We start from the raw sequence: 25,378 nt of genomic DNA, 5'->3' as shown, positions 1-25,378 counted from the left end.
GGCGTCTGGGTCGTTTGGGTTTCGGAAGAAGGCCTTTAAGCCCTTGGCCCTTGAGCCTCCTCCGCCAGCGGTAATAGGTGGCCCGGCTGATCCCCACCAGGGCCTGGATCTCGGGCCAGCTCACCCCGTGCTTCCTGAACGCCTCCACCTGCTTGAGCTTGCGTAGCCGTTCCTGGACCAGGGGGTCGCTGGCTCCGGCCGCTCCCAGCTCCTGGGCCTTCCTCGCTCCTTGCCATATCGCTTTGCCAACCGTGGTAAGCTGCACTTGGGGGACCTCCTTCAGGAGTCGGTCCCCCTCTTTTTATCCCACCTGGGGCTTCTAGAGTCTCACATGTGTTTGTCCAGGTTCATGTCCGCCTCCAACGGGTGTGGGGGAGTCCATGTATCCCACGGAGTGGAAGTCCGGGGGATTATAGCTCCCCCACGCCCCCTCTTTTCTCTAATGGGCCACCCCCTCCCCTCTGCGGTAGGCTATACCCCAGATGAGACGCGCCGATTTACTGGACAGGCTGGCCTCCGAAACCTTCGACCTCTTGGTGATTGGCGGCGGCGCCAGCGGGGCAGGGGTGGCCCTCGAGGCCGCCAGCCGGGGCCTCAAAACGGCCCTGGTCGAACGCTACGATTTCGCCGAGGGCACCTCTAGCCGTAGCACCAAGCTGATCCACGGAGGGGTGCGCTACTTGGAGCTAGCCATCAAGACCCTGGATCGGGTGCAGCTCAACCTGGTGCGAGATGCCTTGCACGAACGCGCCGTCCTGCTGAGGATTGCCCCTCACCTCTCCCGACCGCTGTGGCTGCTCACCCCGCTATACCGGCTGTGGGAGGTACCCTACTACTACGCCGGCTTGAAAATCTACGACCTTTTGGCGGGCTCTGCCCGCCTGGCCCCGGCCCAGTTCATCGGGGCTAGGGGAACCCTGAAGCGCTTTCCCCACCTCAACCCCCGAGGGCTCAAGGGTGCAGTGGCCTACCAGGACGGGCAGTTCGACGATGCCCGCTTCAACGTGGAGCTAGCCCTGACCGCCTTGCAGCAAGGGGGGGTGGTGCTGAACCAGGCCGAGGTAACCGGCCTGCTCAAGCAAAACAACCGGCTTTGCGGGGCGGTGGTGCACGACCGCCTCTCGGGAAAAACCCTCGAGGTTGCCGCCCGGGTGGTGGTCAACGCCACCGGCCCCTTTGCCGATGGCATCCGGCAGATGGACGATCCCCACGCTCCACCCCTACTGCGGGCTAGTTCGGGGATTCACATCGTACTGGACAGCGATTACACCCCCCCCGAGACCGGCCTGCTCATCCCCAAGACCGAGGACGGGCGGGTGGTCTTTGTGCTGCCCTGGCTAGGGGGCACCCTGGTCGGCACCACCGACGACCCCGCCCCCATTGTGGATCACCCCAGGGTGCGTGAGGAGGAAATCGCCTACGTGTTGCGTCAGGTACAGCCCTACCTGGGGGCAGTTCCCCGGGAGAAGGTGCGCTCGAGCTGGTCGGGGTTGCGCCCCCTGGTTGCCCGACCCCAGGCCGACACCGCCCGGCTGACCCGCGACCACCTGATCCAGGAAAGCCCCTCTGGCCTGCTCACCCTGGCCGGGGGCAAGTGGACCACCTACCGCAAGATGGCCCTGGATCTGGTGAACTATGCCATCCGGCGCTTCGGGCTGGTGGCTGGCCCTTCCCGAAGCGAGCACCTGCCTTTGCTGGGGGGGCAGGGCTTCACCCCGGAGGGGGCCCAAAAACTCCTGGCGCTCGGCCTGGAAGCCGAGGTTGCCCACCACCTCCACCGGGCCTACGGGGCTCGAGCCGGCCAGGTGGCCCAGCTCGCCGCCGAGGGCTATGCCGCCCGGCTGGCCGCGGGCTGGCCTTACCTCGAGGCCGAGGTGGTGTATGCGGTGCGGCAGGAGATGGCCCACACCCCCCTGGACGTGCTGGCCCGCCGCACCCGGCTGGCCTTCCTCGACCATCAAGCTGCCCTGGCGGCCATACCCCGGGTGGCTGCGCTGATGGGGCAGGAGCTCGGCTGGAGCCCAGAACAGGTGGCCCAGGCCGCCGAAAAAGCCCGGCAGCAGCTCCTCGAGGCCCTCTAGCCCTCAGACTAGGCCGCGCTCGAGCAGCACTTTTTGTATTCGCCGCTGCACCGCCTCGGCCACGGGCTTCTCGGCATCCACCAGCACAAAGCGCTCTGGCTCCTGCCGGGCTAGCGCTAAGAACCCCTGCAGCACCCGCTGGTGAAAGGCCAGCGCCTCGGCCTCGAGGCGGTCGGGCTCATCGGATGAGCGGCGGTGGCGCGCGCGCCACAGGCCCAGCCGGGGCGGCACCGTGAGCAAAAAGGTCAGGTCGGGCCTCAGGTCGCCCACCACCCCCGCGGAAACCGCCCGCAGCCAGTCCAGCCTCAACCCCCGGCCATACCCCTGGTAGGCCAGGCTGGAATCCAGCCAGCGGTCGGAGATGACCACCGCTCCCCGCGCTAACGCAGGCCGGATGACCTTGGCCGCGTGCTCGGCCCGATCCGCCGTGTAGAGCAGGAACTCGGTCTCGGGCTGCATCGGCTGGGTAAGCAACAACTGGCGTAGCTCCAGCCCCAGCGCGGTGCCCCCCGGCTCACGGGTCAGCACCACCTCCCGGCCCCGCCCCTCATACCATTCCGCCAGCAGCCGGGCCTGGGTCGACTTGCCAGCCCCCTCGGGGCCCTCCAGGGTAAGGAAGAGGCCCTTCATAGACCGGTGGGGTGCTCGAGGAAAACCCAAGACAAACCAAAGACCTCCTCCAGTCGGGCCGCCAGGGCCTTAACCCCGAAGGTCTCGCTGTCGTAGTGGCCGGCATAAAGCACGTGGATGCCCAGTTCGAAGGGCTCGTGGTAGTGGGCGTGGGCAGGCTCGCCGGTGATGTAGAGGTCACAGCCCAAGGCCTTGGCCCGGGCGATCTCCCCGGCCCCACCCCCCGAGACCACCCCCACCCGGCGTACCAGCGGCGGCCCACCGGCGTGTAGCAAAGGCTGCATCCCGGTCATCTGTCCGATCTGCTCCTCCAGCTCGGCGATGCTCCGGGGAGTCTCGAGCTGGCCCACCCAGCCGATGGGGCCGTACTTGGGGTGGGGAAAGGGCTCCAGGGCCACCAGCCCCAGCTCGCGAGCCATCACCGCGTTGTTGCCCACCTCGGGGTGGGCATCCAGGGGTAAATGGGCGGTGTAGAGGCTGATGCCAGCGGAAAAGAGCCGTTCCAGCCTTTTCTTGTGCGGGCCCACCACCGCCAATGGCTGCCCCCAGAAGAGGCCGTGGTGGGTGATGAGGAAGTCCACCTGGGCCGCCGCAGCCTGCTCGAAGATGGCCAACGCCGCATCCACCGCCACCCCCACCCGGCGCACCTCAGCTTTGCCCTCCACCTGCAAGCCGTTGAGGGAAGGGTCGGTAAACTCGCGGATGTTCAAGTACGCATCCAGCCAGCGAACCAGCTCGTCGCGCTGCATAGGCTTCAGTCTAACCCGGCTAGAGCCTGCCGTACCTCGGCTACCTCATCCCAGGGCAGGGCCTCCTGGCCCCGCTCGAGGGTGCGCTCGTGCCCCTTACCGGCCAGTAGCACGGTATCGCCGGGCTGGGCCAGGGACAATGCGTAGCGGATGGCCTGGCGCCGGTCGGGCACCAGCGCATAGCGACGGGGGTCGCCGTGGGCCTGGGCCAGGGCTGCTAGGATGGCCTTTAGGCTCTCGCTGCGGTGGTCTTCCTCGGTGAAGACCACAAAATCGGCCAGTTGGGAAGCCACTCGCCCGATGCCCGAGCGGCGGCCAGGGTCCTGGTGGCCCGCCGCCCCGATGACCAGCAACAAGCGCTTTTGGGTGGTGGGGCGCAGGGCCTCCAGGGCTGCTTGCAAGCTGGCCCCGGTGTGGGCGAAATCCACCACCACCCGGAAAGGCTCCCGCTGAACCAGCTGCATCCGGCCCGGCACCCCAGGAAAGGAGGCCAACCCGGCCTGGAGCTGCTCTATCGAGAGGCCCACACGGGCCGCAGCAGCCATGGCCGCCAGGGCGTTTTCCCCGTTGAAGCGGCCCAGCATGGGCAGCTCCACGGCAAAGCGGCCCAGGGGCGAGGCCACCTCGAGGGAAAGCCCTCCGGCCTCCTCCACCAGGCGCACGATCTGCCAGTGGCCTCCCGCCCCATAGCTCCAGGTGTGGGGCTGCCCGGCTAGGGTTCGGGTCCAGGGGTTCTCGTTGTTGACGATGGCGAAACTCGAGCGCGCCAACAGCTTGCGCTTCTCGGCAAAGTAGTTTTCCATACTGCCGTGCAGGTCCAGGTGGTCGGGGTAGAGGTTGGTGAAGACCCCCACGGCGAAAGATAGCCCCCGCACCCGCTCCAAGGCCAGGGCGTGGCTGCTAACCTCTAGCACTGCCTGCCGACAGCCCGCCCCCACAAAGCGGTGGAGCATGGCCTGCACCTCTGGGGCCTCGGGGGTGGTGAAGTGGCCCGGCAGAAAAAGCTCCGCCTCGCCAATGCGAACCCCCACGGTGGAAAGCCGCCCTGCCGGCGGGGCCGCCGACTGCAACAGATGGTGGAGCAACACCGCCACAGTAGTCTTGCCTTTGGAGCCGGTTACCCCTAAGAGGCTGAGCTGTTGCCCCGGATACCCAAAGAAGGCTGCGGCCAGGTCGGCCAGGGCGGCCCGGGCGTTGGCCACTTTTAGGTAGGGCACCTCGAGGCGCATCGTGCGCTGCCCCACCACCGCCACCGCCCCCCGGGCCAGGGCCTGAGGGATGTAGTCGTGCCCATCCAGGGGCTTTCGGCTGGGCAGGGGTACCCCCGGCAGGGCCACAAACACATAGCCGGGAGCCACCTGGCGCGAGTCGTGGGTGATGCCCCGCACGGCTAGGGGTGGGGCGCTCTGGCCAAAGAGGGCGAAGAGCCGATCCAGCGTGGTCATGGGGTTTTAGTCCTCCACTCGGCGCTCCAAGGCCCGGGCATGGGCCTCCAGCCCCTCCTCGCGGGCCAGGCGGGCCCCTAGCCGCGAGAGCTGGCTGGCTGCCTTGGGGGTTAGGCCCACCACCGGGATTACCTTAAGAAAATCGCGCAGCGCCAGGCCCCCGCCAAAACGGGCGGTTCCCCCGGTGGGCATCACGTGGCTGGGGCCGGCAATGTAGTCCCCCAAAGCCTCGCAGGAATGCTCCCCTAGGAACACCCCCCCGGCGTTGCGCACCTGGCCCAAGGCCGCTAGGGGGTCGTGGATGGAGAGGCAGAGGTGCTCCGGAGCGTAGAGGTTGGCTAGCTCCAGGGCCTGCTCGAGGCTTTCCACCCAGACCAGGCCGCTGCGCCCCAAGGCCTGGCGGGCAATGGCCGCTCTGGGCAGGTCGGCTAGCTGGCGCTCGAGTTCCTCCCCCACCCGCTCCAACAGCTCGCGGTGGGCCGAGAGCAACCAAGCCTCGGAGTCGGGGCCATGTTCAGCCTGGGCCAGCATATCCGCCGCCAGCAGCTTGGGGTCGGCAGAAGCATCGGCGATGATCAGGGTCTCGGTCGGCCCCGGTAGGCCCTCCATGCCCACCAGACCGAACGCCTCACGCTTGGCCAGCACCACATAGCGGTTGCCCGGGCCCACGATTTTGTCCACCCGGGGGATGCGCTCGGTGCCATAGGCCAGGGCGGCCACGGCCTGGGCTCCCCCCATGGCAAACAGCCGGTCAGCCCCAGCCACCCAGGCCGCGGCCAGAATACCCGGATGCACCCGGGGTGGCGAGGCCACCACAATCTCCCCCACCCCAGCCACCTTAGCGGGCACCACCGTCATCAACACGGTAGAAAGCAAAGGTGCCGAGCCCCCGGGCACATACACCCCCACCCGCTCCAGGGGGCGCACCAGTTGGCCCAGCATCCCTTCGGGCCCGGCCTCCAAAAAACCCCCAACGGGCTCGCGCCGGTAGAAGGCCTCGATGCGCTCCTTGGCGGTCTCGAGGGCATCTCGCAGCCCGGCCTCTAGGCTTTCGTAGGCCTCGCGCCAGACCCGCTTGGGAATCTCCTCTACCGGCTGACCATCGATCGCCTGGCTAAGGCGGTCTAGGGCGGCGTCGCCCTCCTGCTCCACCTGGCGCAGTATCTGCCGTACGGTCTCAAGCGCATCGCCGTACTCTACGGTCATACGGCGGCCTTTAAAATAGGCCTGAACCTCTTCTGGCGTCTTGATCATAGGGATTCCTGGCTAAATATACCGCCTGCGGCGACGCCGGCGCCGGTTGGCGGCACTTTTTTCTTTGGCTGGTTCCCCCACAACCACCCGGCGCTGCGCGGCCAACTCCTCCACCGCCACCAGCTCGGCTTCGAAGATGTGTTCCCCCACCTTTTGCGTCAGGCGCACCGGATAGCCTTCCTGATCGAAGTAGAGCAGGCTCAACCCAGGACGTAGGCGACAGACCCGTAGGGTCTTTTCCCCTTGCCCTAACTCGAGGCGCTGATCCGGCAGGCGCTCGACATAGGCCCGCCCCCCCACCAAGGCCAGGCGGGCCACCTCCCCCACCCCTAGCTCCAGCCGCCCCACCGCAAAAATCAGCGACAGGGGGTCGTACATGTCCTCTAGGTAAGGGATGGCCAGGTCTTCCTTGCCCTGGCTTACCGTAACCACCCCATCCTCGCGGGAAAACACCACCTCCATCAGCCGCGCCCCATTGCCCTCCACCCGCTCGCGATAGCGGCGGGGCAGGCCCTTTAGATCCAGTTCGCTTTCCCAGCGCTGGCGGGTTTTGGGCGGGGGCAGCTCGACCTGGGCCTCCAGGGTAAGGTGTAGGCCCCCCGGGTAGGGCTCGAGGCTCAGGCGCTGCTCACCGGCGGGATGCCCCCCATAGCGTAGGCTGTAGCGAAGCAGCTGGGCCACCGCCAGATCCATGCCTTTATCCTACCAAGCCTTCCTTCACCCCAGGGCCTCGGCCAGCAGCCGGTGGAAGTGGTGCACCCCCTGTTCCCGCGTCACGCTAAAGCGGCCCCGCTGGTACAGGCGCGAGCGAACCCCCTTCTGTACTGCCTCCACCACCACCTCGTCCTCCCGTTCCACCCGGTCTAAGGCCGCTCCAGCCCCGGCATCCAGCTTGCCGGCGTCCCACACGTAAGGCAAGAAGGAGACCTTGGTCAGCTCAGGCCCCAACGGGCGCACCACGTTGACCGAAAGCCCCCAGGGGTAGAAGTTGAGCATAAGGTTGGGGAAAACCCAGTAGTAGTAGGCGGCGATGCGTTGCCCATAGTCGGGCGAGTCCTTAGGCAGGTCAAAGCAGGGCTCACCCGGCGCAGCCACCCCTAGTTGCAGATTGCACCAGCGGTACACCTCGGTGGTGTAGCTGCCGTAATCGATGGCGGTGTTTAGCGAGGCGTGGATGAAGGGAATGTGGAAGCCCTCCAGGTAGTTGTCGCAGTACAACGCCCAGTGGGCCCGCACTAGGTAGTCCCGCGCACGGGAGGGCTCGAAGTAAAACTGCTCGAAGGGCAGCCAACCCAAGCGCGCCTCAATGGGGCGCAGCACTTCCTCCAGGGGGGCCATCGGGTTCAGGCTGGCGAACAGGAATTTGCCCTTGCCCCAGGTAGCGAAGGGCACCTTGGGCAGATCGTCTTGTGGGCTAGGAAACCCCACCACCCCTTCGAACTCCGGCATGGCCTGGAAGCAGCCATCCAAGCCAAAACGCCGCCCGTGGTAGCGGCAACGCAGGTAGCGGGCATTGTCGCCGGTTTCAGCAACCAGCATACCCCGATGGGTGCAGACATTGGAAAGAAGGTGTAGTTGGTCGTTGTGGTCGCGGGTTAGCACCAGCGGTTCGTCCAAACAACCCTCCAGCAAAATAAAGGGCTTGATGCTGCCGGGGGCTTTTAGGTCGTCGGTATCGCCCACCCATTGCCAGCTCCGAGCGAACACCTTTTCCTTGGCCGCTTCGTAAAGGGCGCGGTCCTGGTAGAACGCGGCGGGCAGGGTGGAAGCCTGGGCGATGTCGGGGTGTACCTCGAGGTTCATACGCACTCCTTTCAACCAAAAGCAAAAGCTGTACAGCCTAACCCCGACTGTACAGCAGCGGTGGGGGCTTACTTACCCGCGGCGACGATGGCTCGAGCAAAGCACAGCAGCTTGGTTTGTAGATCCAACCAGGCCTGCATTGCAGGCTATTATAGCCAAACTGGATCCTGTGGGGTTGGTAAGGCTAGCTTGGGCTAGCCTGCATCTCTCCGAGCAGTTTCCGTAGCATGCCCCATTATCCGGCAAACCCACCCAAGGGCTCTCACCTGGCCTAAAAAACCGCTGCACCGCCCTGGACAGCTCAAACCCACGCTTATCCCGGTTGACACAGCGCAGCCGGGCCCGGGCCACCTTGCTCCAGACCCGCCCATACGGTAGGGTGGGCAACAACACGCAGCACAGGGAGCCAACGGGCAAAAGAACCTGGGTTTTACCCACATCCCGGAGCAAAAGGGAACCTTCCCCAAACCAATACCGAACCAATATACTCTGGCTACCTGCCATGCTCGGCTACGTCGTCCATCGTCTAGTCGCGGCCATCCCCACCCTGTTGGGGGTAGCCATCCTCACCTTTTTGCTCATGCGGGCGGTGCCCGGCGATGTGGTCACCAGCCTGGTGGGCCTCGAGGCCAACGTCTCGCCCGAGCGTATGGCCGAGCTACGCCGCCTGTTTGGCCTCGACCTGCCGCTGCATGTGCAGTTCGGGCAGTGGCTGGGGGCGGTGCTACAGGGTGATTTCGGCTCCAGCCTGCGCACCGGGCGCGAGGTCTCCCAGGACCTAGCCCTGCGTTTTCCCGTCACCTTGCAGCTCACCCTGATGAGCCTGCTGACCGCCCTGCTGGTGGCCGTACCCCTGGGGGTGCTGGCGGCTATCCGGCGGGGTGGGTTGGTGGACTACTTCGCCTCGCTCTTTGCCATCCTGGGCCTGTCGGTACCGGGGTTTTTCCTAGCACTCTTGCTCATTTTGCTCTTTGCCCTGGCCCTGGGCTGGCTGCCGCCAGCCGGTTTCGTGCCCTTTACCGAAAACCCTGGCGAAAACCTGCGGCACATGATTCTGCCGGCCCTCTCGCTGGGGCTGATTCTGGCCGGGGCGGTGACCCGCATCCTGCGCAGCTCCATGCTCGAGGTGCTCTCGCGCGACTACATCCGCACCGCCCGGGCCAAGGGCCTCTCCGAACGGGTGGTCATCTTCCGCCACGCCCTGCGCAACGCCCTGATTCCGGTGGTCACGGTTATTGGCATCCAGTTTGGTTCGCTGCTGGGGGGCGCGGTCATCATCGAGCAGGTCTTCAGCCTGCCGGGGGTGGGGCGCTTTGCCCTCGAGGGCATCAACCTGCGCGACTACCCGGTGGTGCAGGGCACGGTTTTGTTCGTGGCCACCGCCGCGGTGCTGGTCAATCTGCTGGTCGACCTGCTCTACTCCCTGATCGACCCCAGGATTCGCTATGAGTAACCCTTGGTCATGCCCCCTCCCTGCAGGAATCCCCATGCGCTGCACAACAAGCCCCTCGGATGCACCCTCGGCCCACCCCTTCGGAGGCTCTGCATGACCCCGCCCTCGAGCACCTCCTCTGCACCAGCCCTGATCTGGAAATCCCTGGTTCGCAACCGCTCGGCCCTCATCGGCGGAACCATCACCCTGGTGGTGCTGCTAGGTGCTCTCCTGGCCCCCCTCATCGCCCCCTGGGACCCCCTCAAGTTCGACCCCCCCAATCGCCTCAGCGGCCCCTCGCCCGAGCACTGGCTGGGCACCGACCAGTATGGGCGCGACCTCTTCTCGAGGGTGCTCTTTGGGGCGCGTTTCTCCCTCTCGGTGGCCGCAATTTCGGTGCTGGTTGGGCTGCTAGTCGGCGGGACGCTGGGCCTCCTGGCCGGATACTTTCGCGGCTGGGTAGACCTAGTGCTCTCCCGCCTGGCCGATATCCTGATCGCCTACCCGGCCATCCTGCTGGCCATCGCTTTCCTGGCCTTTCTCGGCGGCGGTTTCGTCAACCTGGTTCTGGCCATCTCGGTGGTGTTTGTGGGGCCTTTTCTCCGGGTAGCTCGAGCTGCTGTCCTGACCGTACGAGAAGAACTGTATGTTGAAGCCGGGCGGGCCATGGGTGCTTCGGATGCGCGGATGATTTTTCGCACCATCCTGCCCAATGCTTCTGCTCCGCTGATTGTCGAAGTGACCCTGCGCTTCGCCTATGCTGTGCTGGCCGAGGCTGCCTTATCCTTTCTGGGGCTGGGTATCCAACCCCCTTTTCCTGCCCTGGGCTCTATGGTCTCGGAGGGACGGGCTTTTCTCTCGCTCTCCCCCTGGGGCTCGATCGTGCCAGGGTGCGCTATTGTGCTGATGGTGCTGGGCTTCAACCTGCTGGGCGACGGGCTGCGCGACGCCCTCGACCCCCGGCTGCGCCGACACTGAACCGGCCTTCCAACGGTACAGCGGTTGTTATAGACTGGTATAGTCAAAGGTTTACAAGGAGGCGCGATGAAAAAACTGGGTGTTTTGTTGGCTCTAACGTTGGGGGCTTTGGCCATGGGGCAAAAGCCCGGTGGTATCTTGCGGGCCGGCATGCAGACCGACCCAGTGGGCTTAGACCCCCACACCACCAATGCCACCGCCAGCCGCAACGTGCTGGAAAACATCTACGACACCCTGGTCATGCTCGACAGCCGGGGCCGGATTGTGCCTGGTCTGGCCCAGTCCTGGTCGGTCTCGCCAGATGGCCTGACCTGGACCTTCCGCCTGCGCCCTGGCGTAACCTTCCACAACGGCGACCCCCTCAAGGCCTCCGATGTGGCCTTCTCCATCAACCGCATCAAAGACCCTGCCACCAAAAGCCCCAGGGCCAACGACTTCGCCCTGGTGCGCTCGGTTACAGCCCCCAACGACAGCACCGTGGTGATAACCCTCTCCCAGCCCTTCACACCCCTGCTGGCCAAGCTGGCCTTCAGCACCAACGTGATCGTCTCGGAAAAGGTGGCGCGGGAAAACGGCAACGACCTCAACAAAGCCATCATCGGCACCGGGCCTTTCCGTTTCGTGGAGTACATCCCCCAGACCCGCTTGGTGGTGCGCAAGTGGGATAGATACTGGCAAAAGGACAACCAGGGCCGCCCCCTGCCCTACCTCGACGGCATCACCTACACCTTCTACCCCGACCCCGCCGCCCGCACCACCGCTCTGCGGGCTGGAGCGGTGGACTGGATCGAGTACGTACCGGCTGCCGACGTACGGCCCCTAAAGGCCGATCGCAACCTGACCGTGGCGGGGGGACCCTCGGCCAACTTCCGGGCGCTGTACTTCAACACCACCCGCGAGCCCTACAACAACCTCAAGGTACGCCAGGCCATTGCCTATGCGATTGACAAAAAAGCCATCGTAGACCTGGCCCTCTTCGGCACGGGTGGCATCGTGGCCAGGGGCACCACCATCCCCTCCGGAGCCTATGCCTACACCCACAGTCCCTACAACACCCGCGATGTGGCCAAAGCCCGCCAACTCCTGGCCGAGGCCGGTTTCCCCAACGGCTTCACCATGAACCTCTACGTCACCTCGACCTACGACTTCCTGCGTACCCCTGCCGATGTGATCCGCGACAACCTGGCGGAAGTGGGCATCCGGGTTAACATCCAGGCCGAAGACTGGAACGTCTACCTGCCCAAGGCCCTGCGCAGCGAGTTTGATGTAACCCTGCTGGGCACCTCGGGCCAGGCCGACCCCGACGACTATCTCTTCAATACCTTCCACCCCTCCTCGGCCCTGAACCTTTCCAAGTACCGCAACGACCGTGTGACCCAGCTATTAGAGCAGGGCCGCCGCGTGGCCAGCCAAGCCGAGCGCCAGCGCATCTACACCCAGGTGCAGGAACTGGTCTTGCAGGATAGCCCCATGGTCTTCCTCTTCCACTCGGCCCAGTACGAGGCCATGCACCGCCGGGTGCAGGGCTTCTTGCATTTCCCCAACACCAGCTATCTGGCCTTCCGCTACACCTGGTTACAGTAAGACCTTTCCCAAAACCACCCGGTGTGGCGTCCACCGGGTGGGTCTGTTTTTAGGTAGGGGCCGGGGTTAGACCTCGATCTGGGCAAAGCGGGCGTATTCCTCGATGAATTCCCGCCGGGGCTGTACGTCTGAACCCATCAGATCATCGAAGATTTGGGCCGCATAGGAGGCGTCCTTCATCTCCACCTTTTTCAACACCCGCCGGGCCGGATCCATAGTGGTCTCCCAAAGCTGCTCGGCGTTCATCTCACCCAAGCCCTTGAAGCGCTGAATCTCGTAGGGCTTGTCGCCTATCTCGGCCAGGGCTTTTTTCAAGGCCTCATCGTCAAAAAGGTACTGCACCTGCTTGCTTTTGCCCACCCGCAGGCCATAGAGGGGAGGCTGGGCCACATACAGGTAGCCCTGCTCGATGATGGGACGCATGTAGCGGTAGAAAAAGGTCAGCAGCAGGGTACGGATGTGCGAGCCGTCCACATCGGCATCGGTCATGATGATGATCTTGTGGTAGCGCAGATCCTCGAGGTTAAAGTGGGCCTCCTCACCATCCTTTCCGCCGATGCCGGCGCCAATGGCCGCCACCATAGCCCGCACCTCGGCATTCTTGAGGGCCTTGTTCAAGCCAGCTTTCTCCACGTTGAGGATTTTGCCGCGCAAAGGCAGGATGGCTTGGAAACGCCGGTCACGCCCGCTTTTGGCGCTGCCCCCCGCGCTATCCCCTTCTACGATGAACAGCTCGGCTTCGGCAGGGTCTTCAGACTGGCAGTCCGCCAGCTTGCCGGGCAGGTCGTCGGACTCCAAAGGGTTAGCCCGGCGCACCAGCTCACGGGCCTTACGGGCCGCCTCGCGGGCCTGGGCGGCCCGCTGGGCTTTTTCGTAGATGGCCTTGGCCAGGCGGGGGTTTTCCTCGAGCCACTCGCTAAGCTTCTCGTAGACTACCTTACTGACCGCGGTACCGGCCTCGGGGTTCAGAAGCTTGCCCTTGGTCTGGCCCTCAAACTGGGGCTGGGGAATCTTGACCGAGATCACCGCCGAAAGCCCCTCCAGCAAATCGTCGCCAGTGGGCTCGAGGTCCTTAGCTAGCCCAGCCTTGCGGGCATAGGTGTTGATGGCCCGGGTATAGGCGGTTTTGAAGCCGGAAACGTGGGTACCGCCGTCCGCCGTAGGTATCATGTTGGCGAAGCTGGCCAGGTTAGCGCTGTAGCCCTTGGTGTGTACCAACCCCACATCCACCCCCACGGCCTCAACCTGGCCTTGCAGCAGAATTGGCTTGTCGTATAAAAGTTCCTCGCCATCGGCACGGAATTTGGCAAAGGAGGCCACCCCGCCTTCATCGAAAAAGACCTCTTCCTTTTGGTGAATTTCATCGCGGAAAATGAGCTTCAAACCAGCCACCAAAAAGGAAACCTCGCGCAGGCGCACCCGTAGGCGGCTGGCTTCAAACTTTAGCTCGTTGCCAAAGATTTGTGGGTCGGGTAAGAAGGTCACCCGGGTTCCCCGCTTGCCCTGGGGCGCAGGCCCAAGCTCCTGCAAAGGCTGAGTCACCTCACCCCGGCTGAACTCGATACGGTAGTGCTTTCCGTTGCGGAAGACCTCTACTCGGGTGAACTGAGAAAGGGCGTTGACCACACTAGCCCCTACCCCATGCAGGCCGCCCGAAACCTTGTAGGCCCCTTCTTCGAACTTGCCCCCTGCGTGCAGTACGGTATAGATAACCTCCACTGCCGGTTTTTGCTCTTCCGGCATGATGTCTACCGGAATGCCCCGCCCGTTGTCCTCGATGGTTAGGGAACCATCCCGGTTGAGGGTGGTGATGATCTGGGTGGCAAACCCGGCTAGGGCCTCATCCACCGCATTGTCCAGAATCTCCTTGAAAAGGTGGTGGTAGCCATCAGCTTGTGTACCCCCAATGTACATGGCTGGGCGGTGGCGAACCCCCTCCAAGCCCTTGAGAACCTTAATTGCAGATGCGTCGTAGTTGGCAGTGACCTCAGCGCTCACCTAGACAGTATACCATATTTCCGCTGCTTGCAGAAAAACTTCTGGGTAGCCCGTAACCGGCTTTCTAGGTTTGCATGGTTTTTTACAGGCGCTGCCTGACTATGTGTTGAGAGCCTATCGCTGGAGTTTGTTCCGTTTATGACAGAAAAACTAACGCCGTACCGACCCCACCGCGCTGATGGCCTGCTCGCTCGAGGCTGTACTCAGGCGCAACCGCTTGCCCAGCTCTCGCCACCAGATGTAGGCAGGACTATCCAGGCGCCGGATCTGCTCGAGGTCGGCCTCCCGCCGCCACACCTTAACCCGCAGCAAAAACAGGTTCAAGAACAGGTCACGGTACTCGGGGGTGGCCCGGTTCATATGAAAGTGGAAGCGCACCCCACGGTGCTGGGAAAAAGAAACGATAAGGGGCACCCCCTCGGGACCTTCCACCGGGATTTCCACCGTGCTATCCGTGAGGGTTGAGGCGGTGAACTCGTACTCCTCTTCGATCATGCCTAACTCGCGCAGAATCAGCGCGAAAGCCCGCACCTCGAGGCCGTTGATCTCGCGGTAGATGCGGTCGAGGAGTTCGTAGGTGGGGCTGTAGTGAAACTGCTCGCCCACCTGCTCAGCCCACCACATGGCGTACTGCCCCTTGGGCGCGGCCAAGGCCGCCTGGATGTAAAGCCGGTCGCGCCGCGCCACCGGCTCGATTTCCTCCGGATAGATGGCCAGCAGGTCGTCGGTGCTGTAGTAGATGGGGCGAATCCGCCCCCACTTCTGGGCCAGCTCGTACACCGCCACGTAATGGGCCGCGGCTTTCCCATCGGCAATGGGATAGAAGAAAAGGTCGTACTCCCCATCCTCGGCCCGTACCCGCAGGGGTATCTCCAGAACCCCCTCCTTGGTTAGGCGCAATACATCCGCCTCCAATACCTGAATCCCCGAGCGGCGAAAGGTGGTCTCTACCGCGGTAGCGAAAAGCAGACGGTTGGCTGCTCTGACCTCAGGGGCATGGCTATCGATCAGGGCTTCGATATACACCTTAGGCCAGTGCGCTGGGGCATTGGTATAGAGTTCCTGCATAACCCTTCGGGAAAAGGCTCCCTGCTAACCAGGTTAGCGCCATTCCCGCCGGCTACCTGTGATATTTATCCCGGATCCAGTCCTAGTAGGGATACACTCGAGGCGATGGAGATTCCCTTTCCGGTTTACCTCATCGGGCTACGCGGTCTTTTAAACCTGCTGGCGTTGCTCTTTATAGCCCTCTCCCTGCTGCTGAACCTGCCGCTTTTGTTACGTGAACCTGTTGGCTGGCAACACCGCTTCTTCAAATTCACCGCCGGTCTGACAGCCGTGGCTTTGGCAATGGAGTTGCTGGTACGCCCCTTGTTTATGGGCGGGGTCACCTGGCTGCATGCGGTGTATGGGCTGCTGGCCGCGGGCATTCTGTGGTTTGTGAGTGGCCTCGAGCCCGGCGGCTGGTTCCGCCAAAGCCTGCTCAACCCCCCTGAGCGGGTGGGGCCCTACTTTTTCTGGGCCAGCCTGATGAGCCTTTTGCTTTGGTGGCGCTTCATCGAGACGGGCCTAGGCTAGATAACCGGTGGTGAATGTCCTGGGCAATGCGCCAGGCTGCTCCTGGCTCACCCATGGCCGCCCGGCCTGCAGCCCGGGCCTGCTGGCGCGCTTCGTCGTTCAACACAGCCCGCAAAGCCGCTACGATGGCCCCTGGCTCGGGAGTCACCAGGTGAAGGGCCTCCCCCAGTAGCCGCTTTTGCTTCTGGGCAAAGGCCAGGGTGTACTGCGGCCCTGGCGTTGGGAACCCCACCAGGGGCACCCCGTAGCCCGCGGCCTGCTCGGCGGCCGTGCCGCTGGTGGAAAGGGCTGCTTTGGCCCCTTGTAGCAGGGTTTTGAAGGCCCCTTGCACCAGGTAAACCCGGTGGCCTTCCCGGTGGCGGAGGCTAGGGGGCTCTTGTCCAGGCTCGAGGGCCCAATCCTCCAGCTGCAAGGAGGCCAGAGGCAGCCCAGCCCAGGCCACCACCGGGGTAAGTCCGCTCTTCCCCAAGCGGCGTACCGCCTCTAGCATCTTGGGCAGGCTATGGTAAAAGTCGGCCCGCGAACCTGGCAAAAGCAGCAGATAGGGCGGCTTTACCCCCACCGGCCCCTCAGCAGGAGCATCCAGCATGGGGTTGCCTAGGTAGCACACGTTGGTCAGGCCTGCTTGTCGCAGCCAGTCCGCCGCTTCGGGCTCGCGAGGGTAGACCTGCACCGCCCGGCGCATCAGCAGCCGCTCGGTCACGCTGTAGGGCCGCCCATGCCCATCCCAGGCCCGCACCGAGCTCTGGCACTGCAGCAAAAACAGCGGCTCTCCCCCAAAGATCACCCCCACCCCTAGGGCGTACACATCCCCCACCACTATCGTAGCCACCGCTTCCTTGGCTGCCTGCCGCACAGCTTGGTAGTGCTCCAGGCTCATGGAAAGCCAGCCTGCCCGAAGATCCGCCCAGAGGTGGGCCGGGTTACGGGCCGCAAAACCTCCTGAGGGCATCTCCTTTCGCGGCCCCAACACGGGAAAACCAGCTTTTTCATAGGCTTCCCCCCGGCCCACTAACGGCACCGCCACCGGAGCGTAGCCCAAAGGCCGCAGGGCCTGGGCTAAAACCGCCCCGATGGTGTCCTCACCGTGGCCGTTGGAAACGAACAGGAGCCTCATGCTTGGGTAAAGCGCACCAACTGCTCCAAAAGCTCGTAAGCTGCCCCTCCGTCCAACACCTCCGCTGCCCGCCGCACCCCCGCCGCGATGTCGGCCACCTGGCCGGCCAAATAGAAGGCGGCCCCCGCATTGAGCAGCACCGCATCCCGCCGGGGGCCTCGCTCCTGGCCGCGCAGGATGGCCCGGGCCACTGCGGCGTTCTCCTTAGGGGTACCGCCCCTGAGGGCCTCGTAAGGGGCCGGGGCCAGACCCACCGCCTCGGGGTGCAAGGTGTAGCTGCGAATCTGCCCTTCCCAAAGCTCAGCCACCTGATTGGGCCCCAGCACCAGCTCATCGATGGCCTCGCCGTCTAAGCGGCCATGGGCCACCAAGGCCCGCTGGCTTCCCAGCTCACGCAACACCTGGGCAAAGACCGGAACCAAAGCTGGGCTACTCACCCCAATCAGGTTGAGGGTGGCAAAGGCTGGATTGGTCAGCGGCCCCAACAGGTTGAAAACCGTGCGCACCCCCAGCTCCGAGCGTACCGGGGCCACATAACGCATGGCTGGGTGGTGGCTACGGGCAAAGAGGAAGCCGATGCCCAAGGTTTCTACGCACTCTGCTACCCGCTCTACCGGCAGGTCGATGCGCACCCCCAAGGCCTCGAGCAGGTCGAAGGAGCCTGAGCGGGAGGAGGCCGCCCGGTTACCGTGCTTGGCCACCGCCACCCCCCCTGCGGCCACCACGAAGCAGGTAGTGGTGGAGATGTTGAAGGCGTCCGCGGCCACCCCCCCGGTCCCCACGATGTCCATCAGGGGCTGGCGCCCTACCTCGAGGCGTACCGCCGCCTCCCGCATCCCGGCGGCAAAACCGGCGATCTCCTCCGGGGTCTCGCCCCGGGTACGCAAAGCCATCAGCACGCCTGCGGTCTGCACAGGGGTCAGATCACCGGCCATAATGCGCCGCATTAGGGCCAGAGCCTCAACCTGGGATAAAGGTTCCGCTAGAAGAGCCTTTTTAAGTTCGTCCACAGCGCCTCCTATGCTACGGAATTTGGGGCCTATCCAGGGGCATCCGCCAGGCCCGCTGCACACCGCGCCACAAGGCCCCGATGCTGGCCCAGCGCCGGCGCAGGGTATATTCCAACGTCCAGAACAGGGTATACCCCCCTACGGCCAGCAGGGGCCAGGGAGCATGCTTGCGCAACAAACGGGTATTGGCCAGGGCAAAGTGCTCATCAGAGGCCAGTTTGTGCGGCCCCCAGGAGGTACCCCCCTTGTGCTGCACCCGGGCCTCAGGGGCCACCTCGAGGCGAAACCCCGCCCGCTTCAAGCGCAACCCCAGGTCCGCATCCTCCCCATACATGAAAAAACCTTCGTCCAACAGACCCACCTGCGCCAACGCAGCCCGCGGCAACAGCAGGCTGGCCCCACTGATGTAGTCCAAGCGCGACTGCTGCCGGGGGTGGGTCAGCAAGCGAATCAATCCCCAGGCCCGTACTACCTCCCCTCCACCCCAGGCCTGTATCCGCTCGGGCCGCTCCATCTCGTAAAGCACTGCCCCTACCGCCCCCACCCCTGGGGTCTGCTCGGCCCGGGCCACCAAGGCCGAGAGGGCTTCGGGGGCTGGTAGGGTATCGGGGTTGAGCAGCCAGACATAGTCCGCTCCCTCGGCTAGGGCCTGCCGGATGCCCACGTTGTTCCCCCCGGCAAAGCCCAGGTTCCGTTCCAACCGGCGCACCTCTTGCTGAGGAAAGGCCCGCTTGATCTGCTCGACCGATTCGTTGTCGGAGGCGTTGTCTAGCACCAGCACGCGAAAATTGGGGTAGGTGCAGTGAGAAAGGGCCTCTAGACAGGCTATTGTGTCCCACCAGGCTCGGTAGTTGAGCAGAATCACGTAAACCAACGGCTCAGCCATCCAGCCCCTCCAGTAGCCCCCGGGTATAGGCCGCCTCGAGCAAAAACCGGTAATGGAGATTCGCTCTCCTGCTCCTTTCCCAGGAGCGCTCCGCCAACAAACGCTCCGCTTTGGACCAAGGATAGGCCCAACGCTTGTAGGCTAGGGCCAGAGGATGCACCCCGGTCCAAAGGGCCACCGGCAGGCTGGGGTGCAGCCGGTAAAACCGCCAGGCCATCCGGCCCATGCTGCGGTACTTGGCCAGCGTGGCCTCGAGGTTCACCCGGTCGAGGTGGGCAGCCTGGGCCCCCCGCACCAGACGGGGCCGCACCCCCTGTCGCCATAGCCGCCAGCCTAGCTCGTGTTCCTCCCAGCCATAGCCGGAAAACTCGGCAAACGGAGGATTGGGCAGCAGGGTTCGCGCCACGGAGAGGCTGGCAAACCAAAAGCCACCAGGCCCCAGCACCGCGGCATCCTTCCGCCTTCGCACCCCCCCCTCGGCCCGGGCCTGCCAGAAGCGGGCAAAACCCTCCTGGGCCACCATGGAGGGAATGTGGGTACAGCTCACCCCTGCGCTTTGTGGATAGCGCTGCAAAAAGCCTAGATGGGCAGCTAAAAACCCCGGCAGGGGTAGGATGTCGTCGTCATTGAACAGCACGTAGCGGCCTTGGGCCTGGGCAAACCCTGCGTTGCGGGCCGCCGCCAACCCTCGGTTGGGCTGGCGCAGCACCCGCAGCCGGGCATCGGCTATCCGGGCCAGCCGGTCAGGGGTGTCATCGGTAGAGCCATCGTCTACCACGATGAGCTCGAAACGCACGCCCTCTTCCACCAAAAAGGCCCGCACCACCTGGCAGACCAACGCGGCCCGGTTGTGGGTGGGAATGACCACGCTAATCTCTACCATTGCCCCTCGGGCCATCCTGGAGAGCCTCCCAAGCCCCCCAGGCAAAGGCCAGCTCGTAATCGCCCCGGGGCCCCAGCAGCCCCTTGAAGCTGGGCAGCAAGGCCATCTTGAACATCAGCAAGACCGGGTGTACCCCCAAGGCCCAGGCTACCCGCCCATCGCGGTGCTTCTGCCAGACCCGCACGTGGGCTGCTCCAGCCTGACGGGCTTTCTGCAGGGCTTTTTCCCGGTGGGCATAGGCCAGGTGCACAGCCTGGGCCTTCGGTACAAACACCAGACGGGCCCCTGAGCGCCAGAGCCGGTAGCCCAGGTCGGAGTCCTCGCCGCCGTAGCCACTAAACGCTGCATCGTACCTCCCCACCTCCTCAAACAGGGCCTTGGGCATAGAGGTGTTGTTGCCGGTCACGTGCCACCAGAAGACCCTAGGCCCCCGCAGCTCGGCAGCCCCATGGCCACGGAGCTCGGGGGGCAGCTTTAGCCGCCCTATAGCCACTGTGCGGGGCTGGGTGTGGGCTTTCTGGTGGGCCTCGAGCCAGCCTAACTCAGGAATGACGTCGTCGTCGGAAAAAAGCAGAATCTCGCCCCGGGCCGCCTGGGCCCCCTGGTTGCGGGCATGCGCCGCCCCCTGGCCCTGGCCGTAGCCTTGGCCGGTCTGCAACACTTGGAGGGGGTAGGGTGGGCTGTAATCCTGCAAAAAGGCCAGGGTATCGTCGGTGCAACCGTCGGCCACGACAACGACTTCAAACGCGCTCTGCTGGGCTTCCAGGGCCCGCAGCTTTTTTTCCAGTAGCTCGCGGCGGTTGTGGGTGGGAACAATCACCGAGACCATCGCTCCCATTATGGGGCCTAGCACATCGCCAGGAAATTGGCCAACATCTGTTTGCCGCCCTCGGTCAGCACCGACTCGGGGTGAAACTGCACCCCGTGGGTGGGGTAGTGCCGGTGGTACAGCCCCATCACCGTGCGGCCCCCGGCCTCCTCGAGCCAGGCGTTGACCTCGAGCACCTCGGGTAGGTCCTCTACCACCAGCGAGTGGTAGCGGGTAGCAGTCAGGGGGCTGGGCAGACCCCTAAACACCCCACTGCCGTCGTGGGCAATGGCGCTGGTCTTGCCGTGCACAATCACCCGGTGTTGCACCACCCGGGCCCCAAAAGCCTCCCCAATGCTCTGGTGGCCTAAGCAAACCCCCAGGATGGGATACTTTGGCGCATACCGCTGAATGAGGGGCACCGACAGACCGGCCTCCCGCGGGGTGCAAGGGCCTGGGCTGACCACGATGCCATCCGGGTCGAAAGCCTCCACATCCTCCAGCCGAAACCTATCGTTGCGCCAGACCGTGAGGTCGGCCCCCAGCTCCCCTAGATACTGCACCAGGTTGTAGGTAAAAGAGTCGTAGTTATCCACCATCAAGATGCGCTTCATAGCCCTGCCTCCCGCTTCTCCAAGGCCAGCATCTCGTCCAGGAGCGTGCGGTAGATTCGCTCGGCCATATTGTGGTGCTCCGCCCTATAGCGCACCCGTTGAAGGGTCTCTTGGCGTTTCCTGGCCTCGTTCAGCATCCCTCCATACCGAGCGGCCTCCTGCACCAGCCGGGCCCGCTGGAGCAGTAACCCCACAATCCGGGCATCTATGGCCTCCACTTGTTGACGAATCACCTCCGGCCTCACAACCCCTCCTCGGCCAGGTGGACTGCTTTGAGCATGGCCTGGGCCTTGTTCAAGCACTCTTGGTACTCTGCCTCGGGGTCAGAGTCGTAGACCACCCCCGCCCCAGCCTGGATGTGAATCTCCCCTTTGGTTACCACCAGGGTACGCAGGGTAAGAGCCATGTCCATGTGCCCGTCGTAGGCCACATAGCCGAAGGCCCCACCGTAAGGCCCCCGGCGGCTGGGCTCGAGCTCTTCGATGATCTCCATAGCCCGAATCTTGGGCGCCCCCGAGACCGTACCCATGGGCAATACCGCGGCCAGGGCATCCAAGGGGGTGTTGCCAGGGGCCAGTTCTCCCTCCACTGTAGAGACGATGTGCATTACGTGCGAGTAGTTTTCCACCACCATGAGCTGGGTAGGACGCACGCTGCCGTAGGCACAGACCCGGCCCAGGTCGTTGCGCGAAAGATCGACCAACATCACGTGTTCGGCCCGTTCCTTAGGGTCGGCTAAAAGTTCGGCAGCCAGGGCCTGGTTTTCGGCTAGGTCGCGCCCGCGCCGGCGGGTGCCGGCAATGGGTCGGGTGGTCACCCGGCGCCCGTCCGAGCGCAAAAGGCTTTCGGGGCTACTGGAAACCAGGGTCACCTCCCCTAGCTCCAGAAAGCCCATGTAGGGGCTGGGGTTCACCGAACGCAAGGCCCGGTAAACGGCAAAAGGATGGACGCTCAGCGGGGCCGATAGGCGCAAGGAGGGTACCACCTGAAAAATATCCCCCGCGCGGATATACGCCAAAGCCCGCTTCACCATCCCCTCGTATTCACTCTGGGAGACATTCTGCGCAAAGGTCATGCGCCGCCCCGCCCGCTCTCCTGGAACCCCCGGCAGCGGCCCGTTGAGCTTCCGTTCGGCCCAGGCAATGCGCTCCAAGGCCTCGGCCCTGTCCCCCTCCTCTGCCGGAGCCACAATGTGCATCTGCTGCCGGAACTGGTCGAAGACCACCACCACTTCGGGCTCCACGAACAAGAGTTGGGGCAGCCCCAGCAAGTCAGGCTTGAGACTGGGGAGCTGCTCGTAGGCACGAACCAGATCGTAGGCCACATACCCTACCGCCCCACCCCAAAAAGGGGGTAGCTCTGGATCGGGCCAGGTCACCGAGCGAACCGCCTGGTACAAAGTGCGCAGGGGGTCATCGGAGGGCAGCGGCACGCCGTTCAGGGTAAGCACACCATCCTTGTAGCGCCAGGTGCGTCGGGCTCCCACCCCCACAAAGCTCCAGCGCGCCCAAGCCTTGCCTCCCTCCACCGATTCGAGCAGGAAGCTGGGGCTGGCCTTTTCGGAGAGCTTCAAATAAGCCGAGACTGGGGTCTCGAGGTCGGCCAGAAGGGTTTTTTTCACCGGAACAATGGGTGGGGTTCGATCGAGTGTAGGCATGCTTCTTCCTCAAAAAATGAAAATCCCCTGGATGGCCCCAGGGGTACAAGCCGCCGCTACCCTGGGGCTAACCAGGCCACCACCAACCTTGGGCTTGTGCGGCACGTACCATTTCCTCTAGTTTGCGCCAGACCGGCCCAGAATGCAAGCAGGACAACCCACTTTGCAGTCAAAAGCCCTAAGCTAAGACCGATGCACTGGCTTACCTTCGACCTCGATGGTACCCTAGCCGACTGGCCCTTCCGCCGGCTTTTACGCCCCTATATGCAGCCCCTCCTGGAACAGCCCCACATCCGCCAGGCTCTGCGCGAGGAGTACCTACACCGTCTGGCCCAGGGCGACCCCATCCGGGTCTACGATTGGGGCGACATCCACCGCGTGGTGCAGGAAAAACTGGGCCTAGAGCCTGTCTTCCCCCCCATTCCCAAACTGCTGCTGGAAGCGGCCTTAGACCCAGGCTGGGTCTACCCCGAGGTGCCCGCTGCCCTGGCCGCCTTCCAGGCCCGAGGCTACCGCATTGCCATCGCTACCAATGGCTTGGCCAAGTACCAACAGGTTCTGGTGGACAGATTGGCCATTCCTTACGACCGGATGCTGGCTCCTGATCTCGCCCAGGCCATCAAGCCCCAACCCGCCTTCTGGCAGCCGGTGCTGAACAGCCAAGTGAAAAAGGTGGTGCACGTAGGCGATCTACTCAGCCAGGACATCTGGGGGGCCAACCAGGCCGGCCTAACGGCTGTCTGGATTTGGCGCAGCATGCCGGAAGACTGGCGCCGAACCCCGGTGCACCAGCGAACCCAGCGCAAAGACCTGGATAGGGTCATCGAAGAGCGGCTGCAAAGCGAGCTGGCTGAGCACGGCTTGGTCGGTCAAAGCTCACCCAACCAGCCGCCCCAGCCCGACCACATCGTGGCCGACCTGGAAGAACTCTTGGTTATCCTCAAGTAACAGCTTGCCGGCCCCACTAGGCAAGGCTTCAGGGCCAGCCCAAACCCCACGTTGTGTGCAGGCTACGAAACCACCCTTCCGCATAGCCCCCGGCGATTTGAACGCGGCCATACCCTAAGGCCCATTTCCCTTCTGCATAAAGGCTTGGCCTCCAGGAAGTTTCCAGCACCAGGGCTATCTGCCCACCCCAGCCACCAAGGTGGTACCCGCGAGGGTCGCCGTCTATCCCCCAGGCCTGGTCGCGCACCACTGTCTCAGGGTGTAGCACGAGCACGCCCAGCCCCAGCCGGGGCACTACCCGCACCGGTGCAGCCTCGAGGGCATAGGCCACATTGAAAAGCAAACCATCGGTAATGTTGAACTGCTGAACTATCTCCCCTCCCCGCTCGGCCTCGGTGAAATAGAGTTTTTGGTGGATGAGCTCGAGTTCATAGCGCCAACCGGTCTGCCCGCCGTACCAAAGCCGTAGGGTGTAGTAGGGGAAGTACTCCAAGTCCCGCCCCGCAAAGCGCGCCCCCTCTACCACCGTCTCGGGAAAGCCAGCCTGTACCACCCGTAAATCCGCCGGGGCATTGGTTGTCAACCCCAAGGCCAGTTGCAACCCCAGGTTCTGCGCAGCAGCTGCACCAAAGCAAAAGGGCCAGGATCCAAGCCAACGCATGCCTCACCCTACGCCCACTTCAAAAAACCAGTTGTGAGGCTGTCAACAAAAAGAAAAGCGGCTTTCAACCGCTCATACCTTTAAGGTATCACGATATACATTATGCGTCAAGCCTATGCAAAAATCCTTATTCAGTACGGCTTTTAGGGCCTGGCATACCATAGCAGCTCATGCTGAATGGGCCCCTCATAGCCTGCCAGGTGAAAGGTCTCACAGGCCAGTCTATGGCTAAAGCGATCCATGAAGTTGAGCACAGAAAGGGCTTGACTACGGTGCTGGGCCATCGCCCGCAATTTTTGCAGCAAAACCTCCATAGGCAGGTTTCGTATATGGTTGGGCGGCAGCCAGCCCTCGGCATACTCCGGCAAAGGCTGGGGCGAAGCATAGTAAAACAGCTTGATGTTCTGCCCCGATCGCTCCACCGCCCGCACCACAAACCGGTGCGTAGCCACGTGGTCGGGGTGACGGTTGGAACCATTAGGACCGAAAGTGATAATGGCTCTTGGGCGTAGCACCTCAAAACGCCATAGCAATAGATCCACTATCTCGGGGTGATCGGCCACGCCCTCGGGGGTGGCAAAGCCGTGCCCCCGAGCTTCCCCCTCCACCGCCGCATTGGGTAGACCATTGGGAAAATCGTATAGCTCAAAGTGGGCCACTTTCAGGATATCCACGGCTCGCTGTAGTTCCTGGGCCCGCAACGCCCCTAGCGCCTCGGGTGCACACAAACCCAAGGTGCGCCCGGCCTCCCCTCTAGTCAGGGTAATCAGCCCGGTCTCCAAACCCCATTCGGCGTATTGAATCAGGGTTCCCCCTGCACCAAATACCTCGTCATCCGGATGAGGCACCACCACCAGTAAGTCCATACCCCCATACTATCCGGGGCAAGGGCGAAGTCCAGGAAAAAAACCAAACTATGAACCTGGACAAACACATGTGAGACTCTAAGCTGGGATAAAAAGAGGGGAACCAACCAAGAAAGGAGGTTCCCCAGGTGCAGTTTACCACCGTTGGCCGAGAGATATGGCAAGGCGCTAGACAAGCACAGAGGCTGGCCGAGGCCAAAGCAGGCGACCCAGAGGTCAAGGAACGTCTGCGCAAGCTCCGACTGGTCAAAGCCCTGCGTGAAAGTAAAAAGAGCTGGAAGGAGATCCAGGCCCTGGTGGGGATCAGCCGGGCCACCTACCACCGCTGGAAAAAAGCCCTAAAAGAAAAGGGCCTGGCCGGACTCAAACCCCGCTCCCGCCGCCCTAAGCACCTGC

26 protein-coding genes are annotated in these 25,378 nt (G+C 63.7%); 7 read left to right on the top strand and 19 right to left on the bottom strand.

Going from position 1 to position 25,378, the window contains the following annotated elements; translation table 11 throughout:
• On the bottom strand, positions 1 to 265 hold a 265-nt coding region (locus G552_RS0108860), incomplete at its 3' end, for a helix-turn-helix domain-containing protein (protein ID WP_027882721.1).
• 217 nt (positions 266 to 482) lie between these two features.
• Between G552_RS0108860 and G552_RS0108855 the strand changes: the two genes are divergently transcribed.
• Complete coding sequence (locus G552_RS0108855; RefSeq protein ID WP_027882720.1) at positions 483 to 2,081, top strand: glycerol-3-phosphate dehydrogenase/oxidase; 1,599 nt, start codon at positions 483 to 485, stop codon at positions 2,079 to 2,081.
• A 3-nt stretch (positions 2,082 to 2,084) separates the two neighbouring features.
• Here G552_RS0108855 and tmk read toward each other — a convergent pair whose 3' ends face one another.
• From tmk to G552_RS0108825, 6 genes are read right to left on the bottom strand one after another with little or no spacing between them, the layout of a single operon-like run.
• A complete protein-coding gene (gene tmk, locus G552_RS0108850) occupies positions 2,085 to 2,711 on the bottom strand; it encodes a dTMP kinase (protein WP_027882719.1) in 627 nt (208 codons plus the stop codon).
• On the bottom strand, positions 2,708 to 3,460 hold the full coding sequence (locus tag G552_RS0108845; protein ID WP_027882718.1) for a Nif3-like dinuclear metal center hexameric protein: 753 nt from the start codon (positions 3,458 to 3,460) through the stop codon (positions 2,708 to 2,710). The genes tmk and G552_RS0108845 overlap by 4 nt, the downstream gene beginning before the upstream one ends.
• Before the next feature lie 5 nt (positions 3,461 to 3,465).
• Positions 3,466 to 4,905, bottom strand: a complete 1,440-nt coding sequence (locus tag G552_RS0108840) for a UDP-N-acetylmuramoyl-L-alanyl-D-glutamate--2,6-diaminopimelate ligase (protein ID WP_027882717.1) — start codon at positions 4,903 to 4,905, stop codon at positions 3,466 to 3,468.
• 6 nt (positions 4,906 to 4,911) lie between these two features.
• On the bottom strand, positions 4,912 to 6,159 hold the full coding sequence (gene hisD / locus G552_RS0108835; protein ID WP_027882716.1) for a histidinol dehydrogenase: 1,248 nt from the start codon (positions 6,157 to 6,159) through the stop codon (positions 4,912 to 4,914).
• Between the two features lie 12 nt (positions 6,160 to 6,171).
• Positions 6,172 to 6,852 carry a DUF3108 domain-containing protein gene (locus G552_RS0108830; protein ID WP_027882715.1) on the bottom strand — a complete coding sequence of 227 codons (681 nt, stop codon included), beginning with the start codon at positions 6,850 to 6,852 and terminating at the stop codon, positions 6,172 to 6,174.
• Between the two features lie 24 nt (positions 6,853 to 6,876).
• Positions 6,877 to 7,962, bottom strand: a complete 1,086-nt coding sequence (locus G552_RS0108825) for an aromatic ring-hydroxylating oxygenase subunit alpha (RefSeq protein ID WP_027882714.1) — start codon at positions 7,960 to 7,962, stop codon at positions 6,877 to 6,879.
• A gap of 502 nt (positions 7,963 to 8,464) precedes the next feature.
• Here G552_RS0108825 and nikB point away from each other — a divergent pair.
• The 3 genes from nikB (at position 8,465) to G552_RS0108810 (ending at position 11,956) form a co-directional block, all read left to right on the top strand.
• Positions 8,465 to 9,415, top strand: a complete 951-nt coding sequence (gene nikB, locus G552_RS0108820) for a nickel ABC transporter permease (protein WP_027882713.1) — start codon at positions 8,465 to 8,467, stop codon at positions 9,413 to 9,415.
• A 93-nt stretch (positions 9,416 to 9,508) separates the two neighbouring features.
• Positions 9,509 to 10,372 carry an ABC transporter permease gene (locus G552_RS0108815; RefSeq protein ID WP_027882712.1) on the top strand — a complete coding sequence of 288 codons (864 nt, stop codon included), beginning with the start codon at positions 9,509 to 9,511 and terminating at the stop codon, positions 10,370 to 10,372.
• 66 nt (positions 10,373 to 10,438) lie between these two features.
• Positions 10,439 to 11,956: an ABC transporter substrate-binding protein gene (locus G552_RS0108810; RefSeq protein ID WP_027882711.1), complete on the top strand. Its 1,518-nt coding sequence runs from the start codon at positions 10,439 to 10,441 to the stop codon at positions 11,954 to 11,956.
• A gap of 66 nt (positions 11,957 to 12,022) precedes the next feature.
• On the opposite strand, the gene G552_RS0108805 is transcribed toward G552_RS0108810, so the two are convergent.
• Together G552_RS0108805 and G552_RS0108800 are read right to left on the bottom strand one after the other, a co-directional pair.
• Positions 12,023 to 13,954 (bottom strand): DNA topoisomerase subunit B, encoded by a 1,932-nt coding sequence (locus G552_RS0108805; RefSeq protein ID WP_027882710.1) that lies wholly within the window; start codon positions 13,952 to 13,954, stop codon positions 12,023 to 12,025.
• A gap of 150 nt (positions 13,955 to 14,104) precedes the next feature.
• Positions 14,105 to 15,022 (bottom strand): hypothetical protein, encoded by a 918-nt coding sequence (locus tag G552_RS0108800; protein ID WP_027882709.1) that lies wholly within the window; start codon positions 15,020 to 15,022, stop codon positions 14,105 to 14,107.
• A 105-nt stretch (positions 15,023 to 15,127) separates the two neighbouring features.
• Here G552_RS0108800 and G552_RS0108795 point away from each other — a divergent pair, with 105 nt between their 5' ends.
• Positions 15,128 to 15,532 carry a hypothetical protein gene (locus G552_RS0108795; protein ID WP_027882708.1) on the top strand — a complete coding sequence of 135 codons (405 nt, stop codon included), beginning with the start codon at positions 15,128 to 15,130 and terminating at the stop codon, positions 15,530 to 15,532.
• On the opposite strand, the gene G552_RS0108790 is transcribed toward G552_RS0108795, so the two are convergent.
• Genes G552_RS0108790 through trpE form a run of 8 tightly spaced genes read right to left on the bottom strand, consistent with a single transcriptional unit; the run spans position 15,510 to position 22,507 of the window.
• A complete protein-coding gene (locus G552_RS0108790; RefSeq protein WP_027882707.1) occupies positions 15,510 to 16,649 on the bottom strand; it encodes a lipid-A-disaccharide synthase-related protein in 1,140 nt (379 codons plus the stop codon). The two genes, G552_RS0108795 and G552_RS0108790, sit on opposite strands and share 23 nt — an antisense overlap.
• A complete protein-coding gene (gene trpD, locus G552_RS0108785) occupies positions 16,646 to 17,659 on the bottom strand; it encodes an anthranilate phosphoribosyltransferase (RefSeq protein ID WP_027882706.1) in 1,014 nt (337 codons plus the stop codon). Before trpD ends, G552_RS0108790 begins: the two co-directional genes overlap by 4 nt.
• A gap of 13 nt (positions 17,660 to 17,672) precedes the next feature.
• Positions 17,673 to 18,545, bottom strand: a complete 873-nt coding sequence (locus G552_RS0108780; RefSeq protein WP_027882705.1) for a glycosyltransferase family 2 protein — start codon at positions 18,543 to 18,545, stop codon at positions 17,673 to 17,675.
• Positions 18,538 to 19,428 carry a glycosyltransferase family 2 protein gene (locus tag G552_RS0108775; RefSeq protein ID WP_036270525.1) on the bottom strand — a complete coding sequence of 297 codons (891 nt, stop codon included), beginning with the start codon at positions 19,426 to 19,428 and terminating at the stop codon, positions 18,538 to 18,540. Before G552_RS0108775 ends, G552_RS0108780 begins: the two co-directional genes overlap by 8 nt.
• A complete protein-coding gene (locus G552_RS0108770) occupies positions 19,415 to 20,281 on the bottom strand; it encodes a glycosyltransferase family 2 protein (protein ID WP_245575160.1) in 867 nt (288 codons plus the stop codon). Before G552_RS0108770 ends, G552_RS0108775 begins: the two co-directional genes overlap by 14 nt.
• Positions 20,275 to 20,850, bottom strand: a complete 576-nt coding sequence (locus G552_RS0108765; protein WP_027882702.1) for an anthranilate synthase component II — start codon at positions 20,848 to 20,850, stop codon at positions 20,275 to 20,277. Before G552_RS0108765 ends, G552_RS0108770 begins: the two co-directional genes overlap by 7 nt.
• The gene (locus tag G552_RS0108760) at positions 20,847 to 21,083 is read right to left on the bottom strand and encodes a chorismate mutase (RefSeq protein WP_245575159.1); all 237 of its coding nucleotides are present in this window, start codon (positions 21,081 to 21,083) and stop codon (positions 20,847 to 20,849) included. The genes G552_RS0108765 and G552_RS0108760 overlap by 4 nt, the downstream gene beginning before the upstream one ends.
• Before the next feature lie 8 nt (positions 21,084 to 21,091).
• A complete protein-coding gene (trpE, locus tag G552_RS0108755; RefSeq protein ID WP_027882700.1) occupies positions 21,092 to 22,507 on the bottom strand; it encodes an anthranilate synthase component I in 1,416 nt (471 codons plus the stop codon).
• A 192-nt stretch (positions 22,508 to 22,699) separates the two neighbouring features.
• Between trpE and G552_RS15070 the strand changes: the two genes are divergently transcribed.
• Positions 22,700 to 23,455: an HAD family hydrolase gene (locus G552_RS15070; protein ID WP_051195757.1), complete on the top strand. Its 756-nt coding sequence runs from the start codon at positions 22,700 to 22,702 to the stop codon at positions 23,453 to 23,455.
• Between the two features lie 28 nt (positions 23,456 to 23,483).
• Here the strand turns inward: G552_RS15070 and G552_RS0108740 are convergent, their stop codons facing one another.
• The gene (locus G552_RS0108740; RefSeq protein ID WP_027882699.1) at positions 23,484 to 24,116 is read right to left on the bottom strand and encodes a hypothetical protein; all 633 of its coding nucleotides are present in this window, start codon (positions 24,114 to 24,116) and stop codon (positions 23,484 to 23,486) included.
• A gap of 143 nt (positions 24,117 to 24,259) precedes the next feature.
• Positions 24,260 to 24,982, bottom strand: a complete 723-nt coding sequence (locus G552_RS0108735) for a PIG-L deacetylase family protein (protein WP_027882698.1) — start codon at positions 24,980 to 24,982, stop codon at positions 24,260 to 24,262.
• Between the two features lie 128 nt (positions 24,983 to 25,110).
• Between G552_RS0108735 and G552_RS15065 the strand changes: the two genes are divergently transcribed.
• Positions 25,111 to 25,378, top strand: a 268-nt coding sequence (locus G552_RS15065; protein ID WP_156890710.1) for a helix-turn-helix domain-containing protein, incomplete at its 3' end; no start/stop codon positions are given.

Origin of the sequence: Meiothermus rufus DSM 22234 (assembly GCF_000423425.1) — a bacterium.
Lineage (GTDB): Bacteria > Deinococcota > Deinococci > Deinococcales > Thermaceae > Meiothermus > Meiothermus rufus.
The sequence above is the reverse complement of the archived record's forward strand: the minus strand, read 5'-3'. Positions and strand labels throughout refer to the sequence as shown.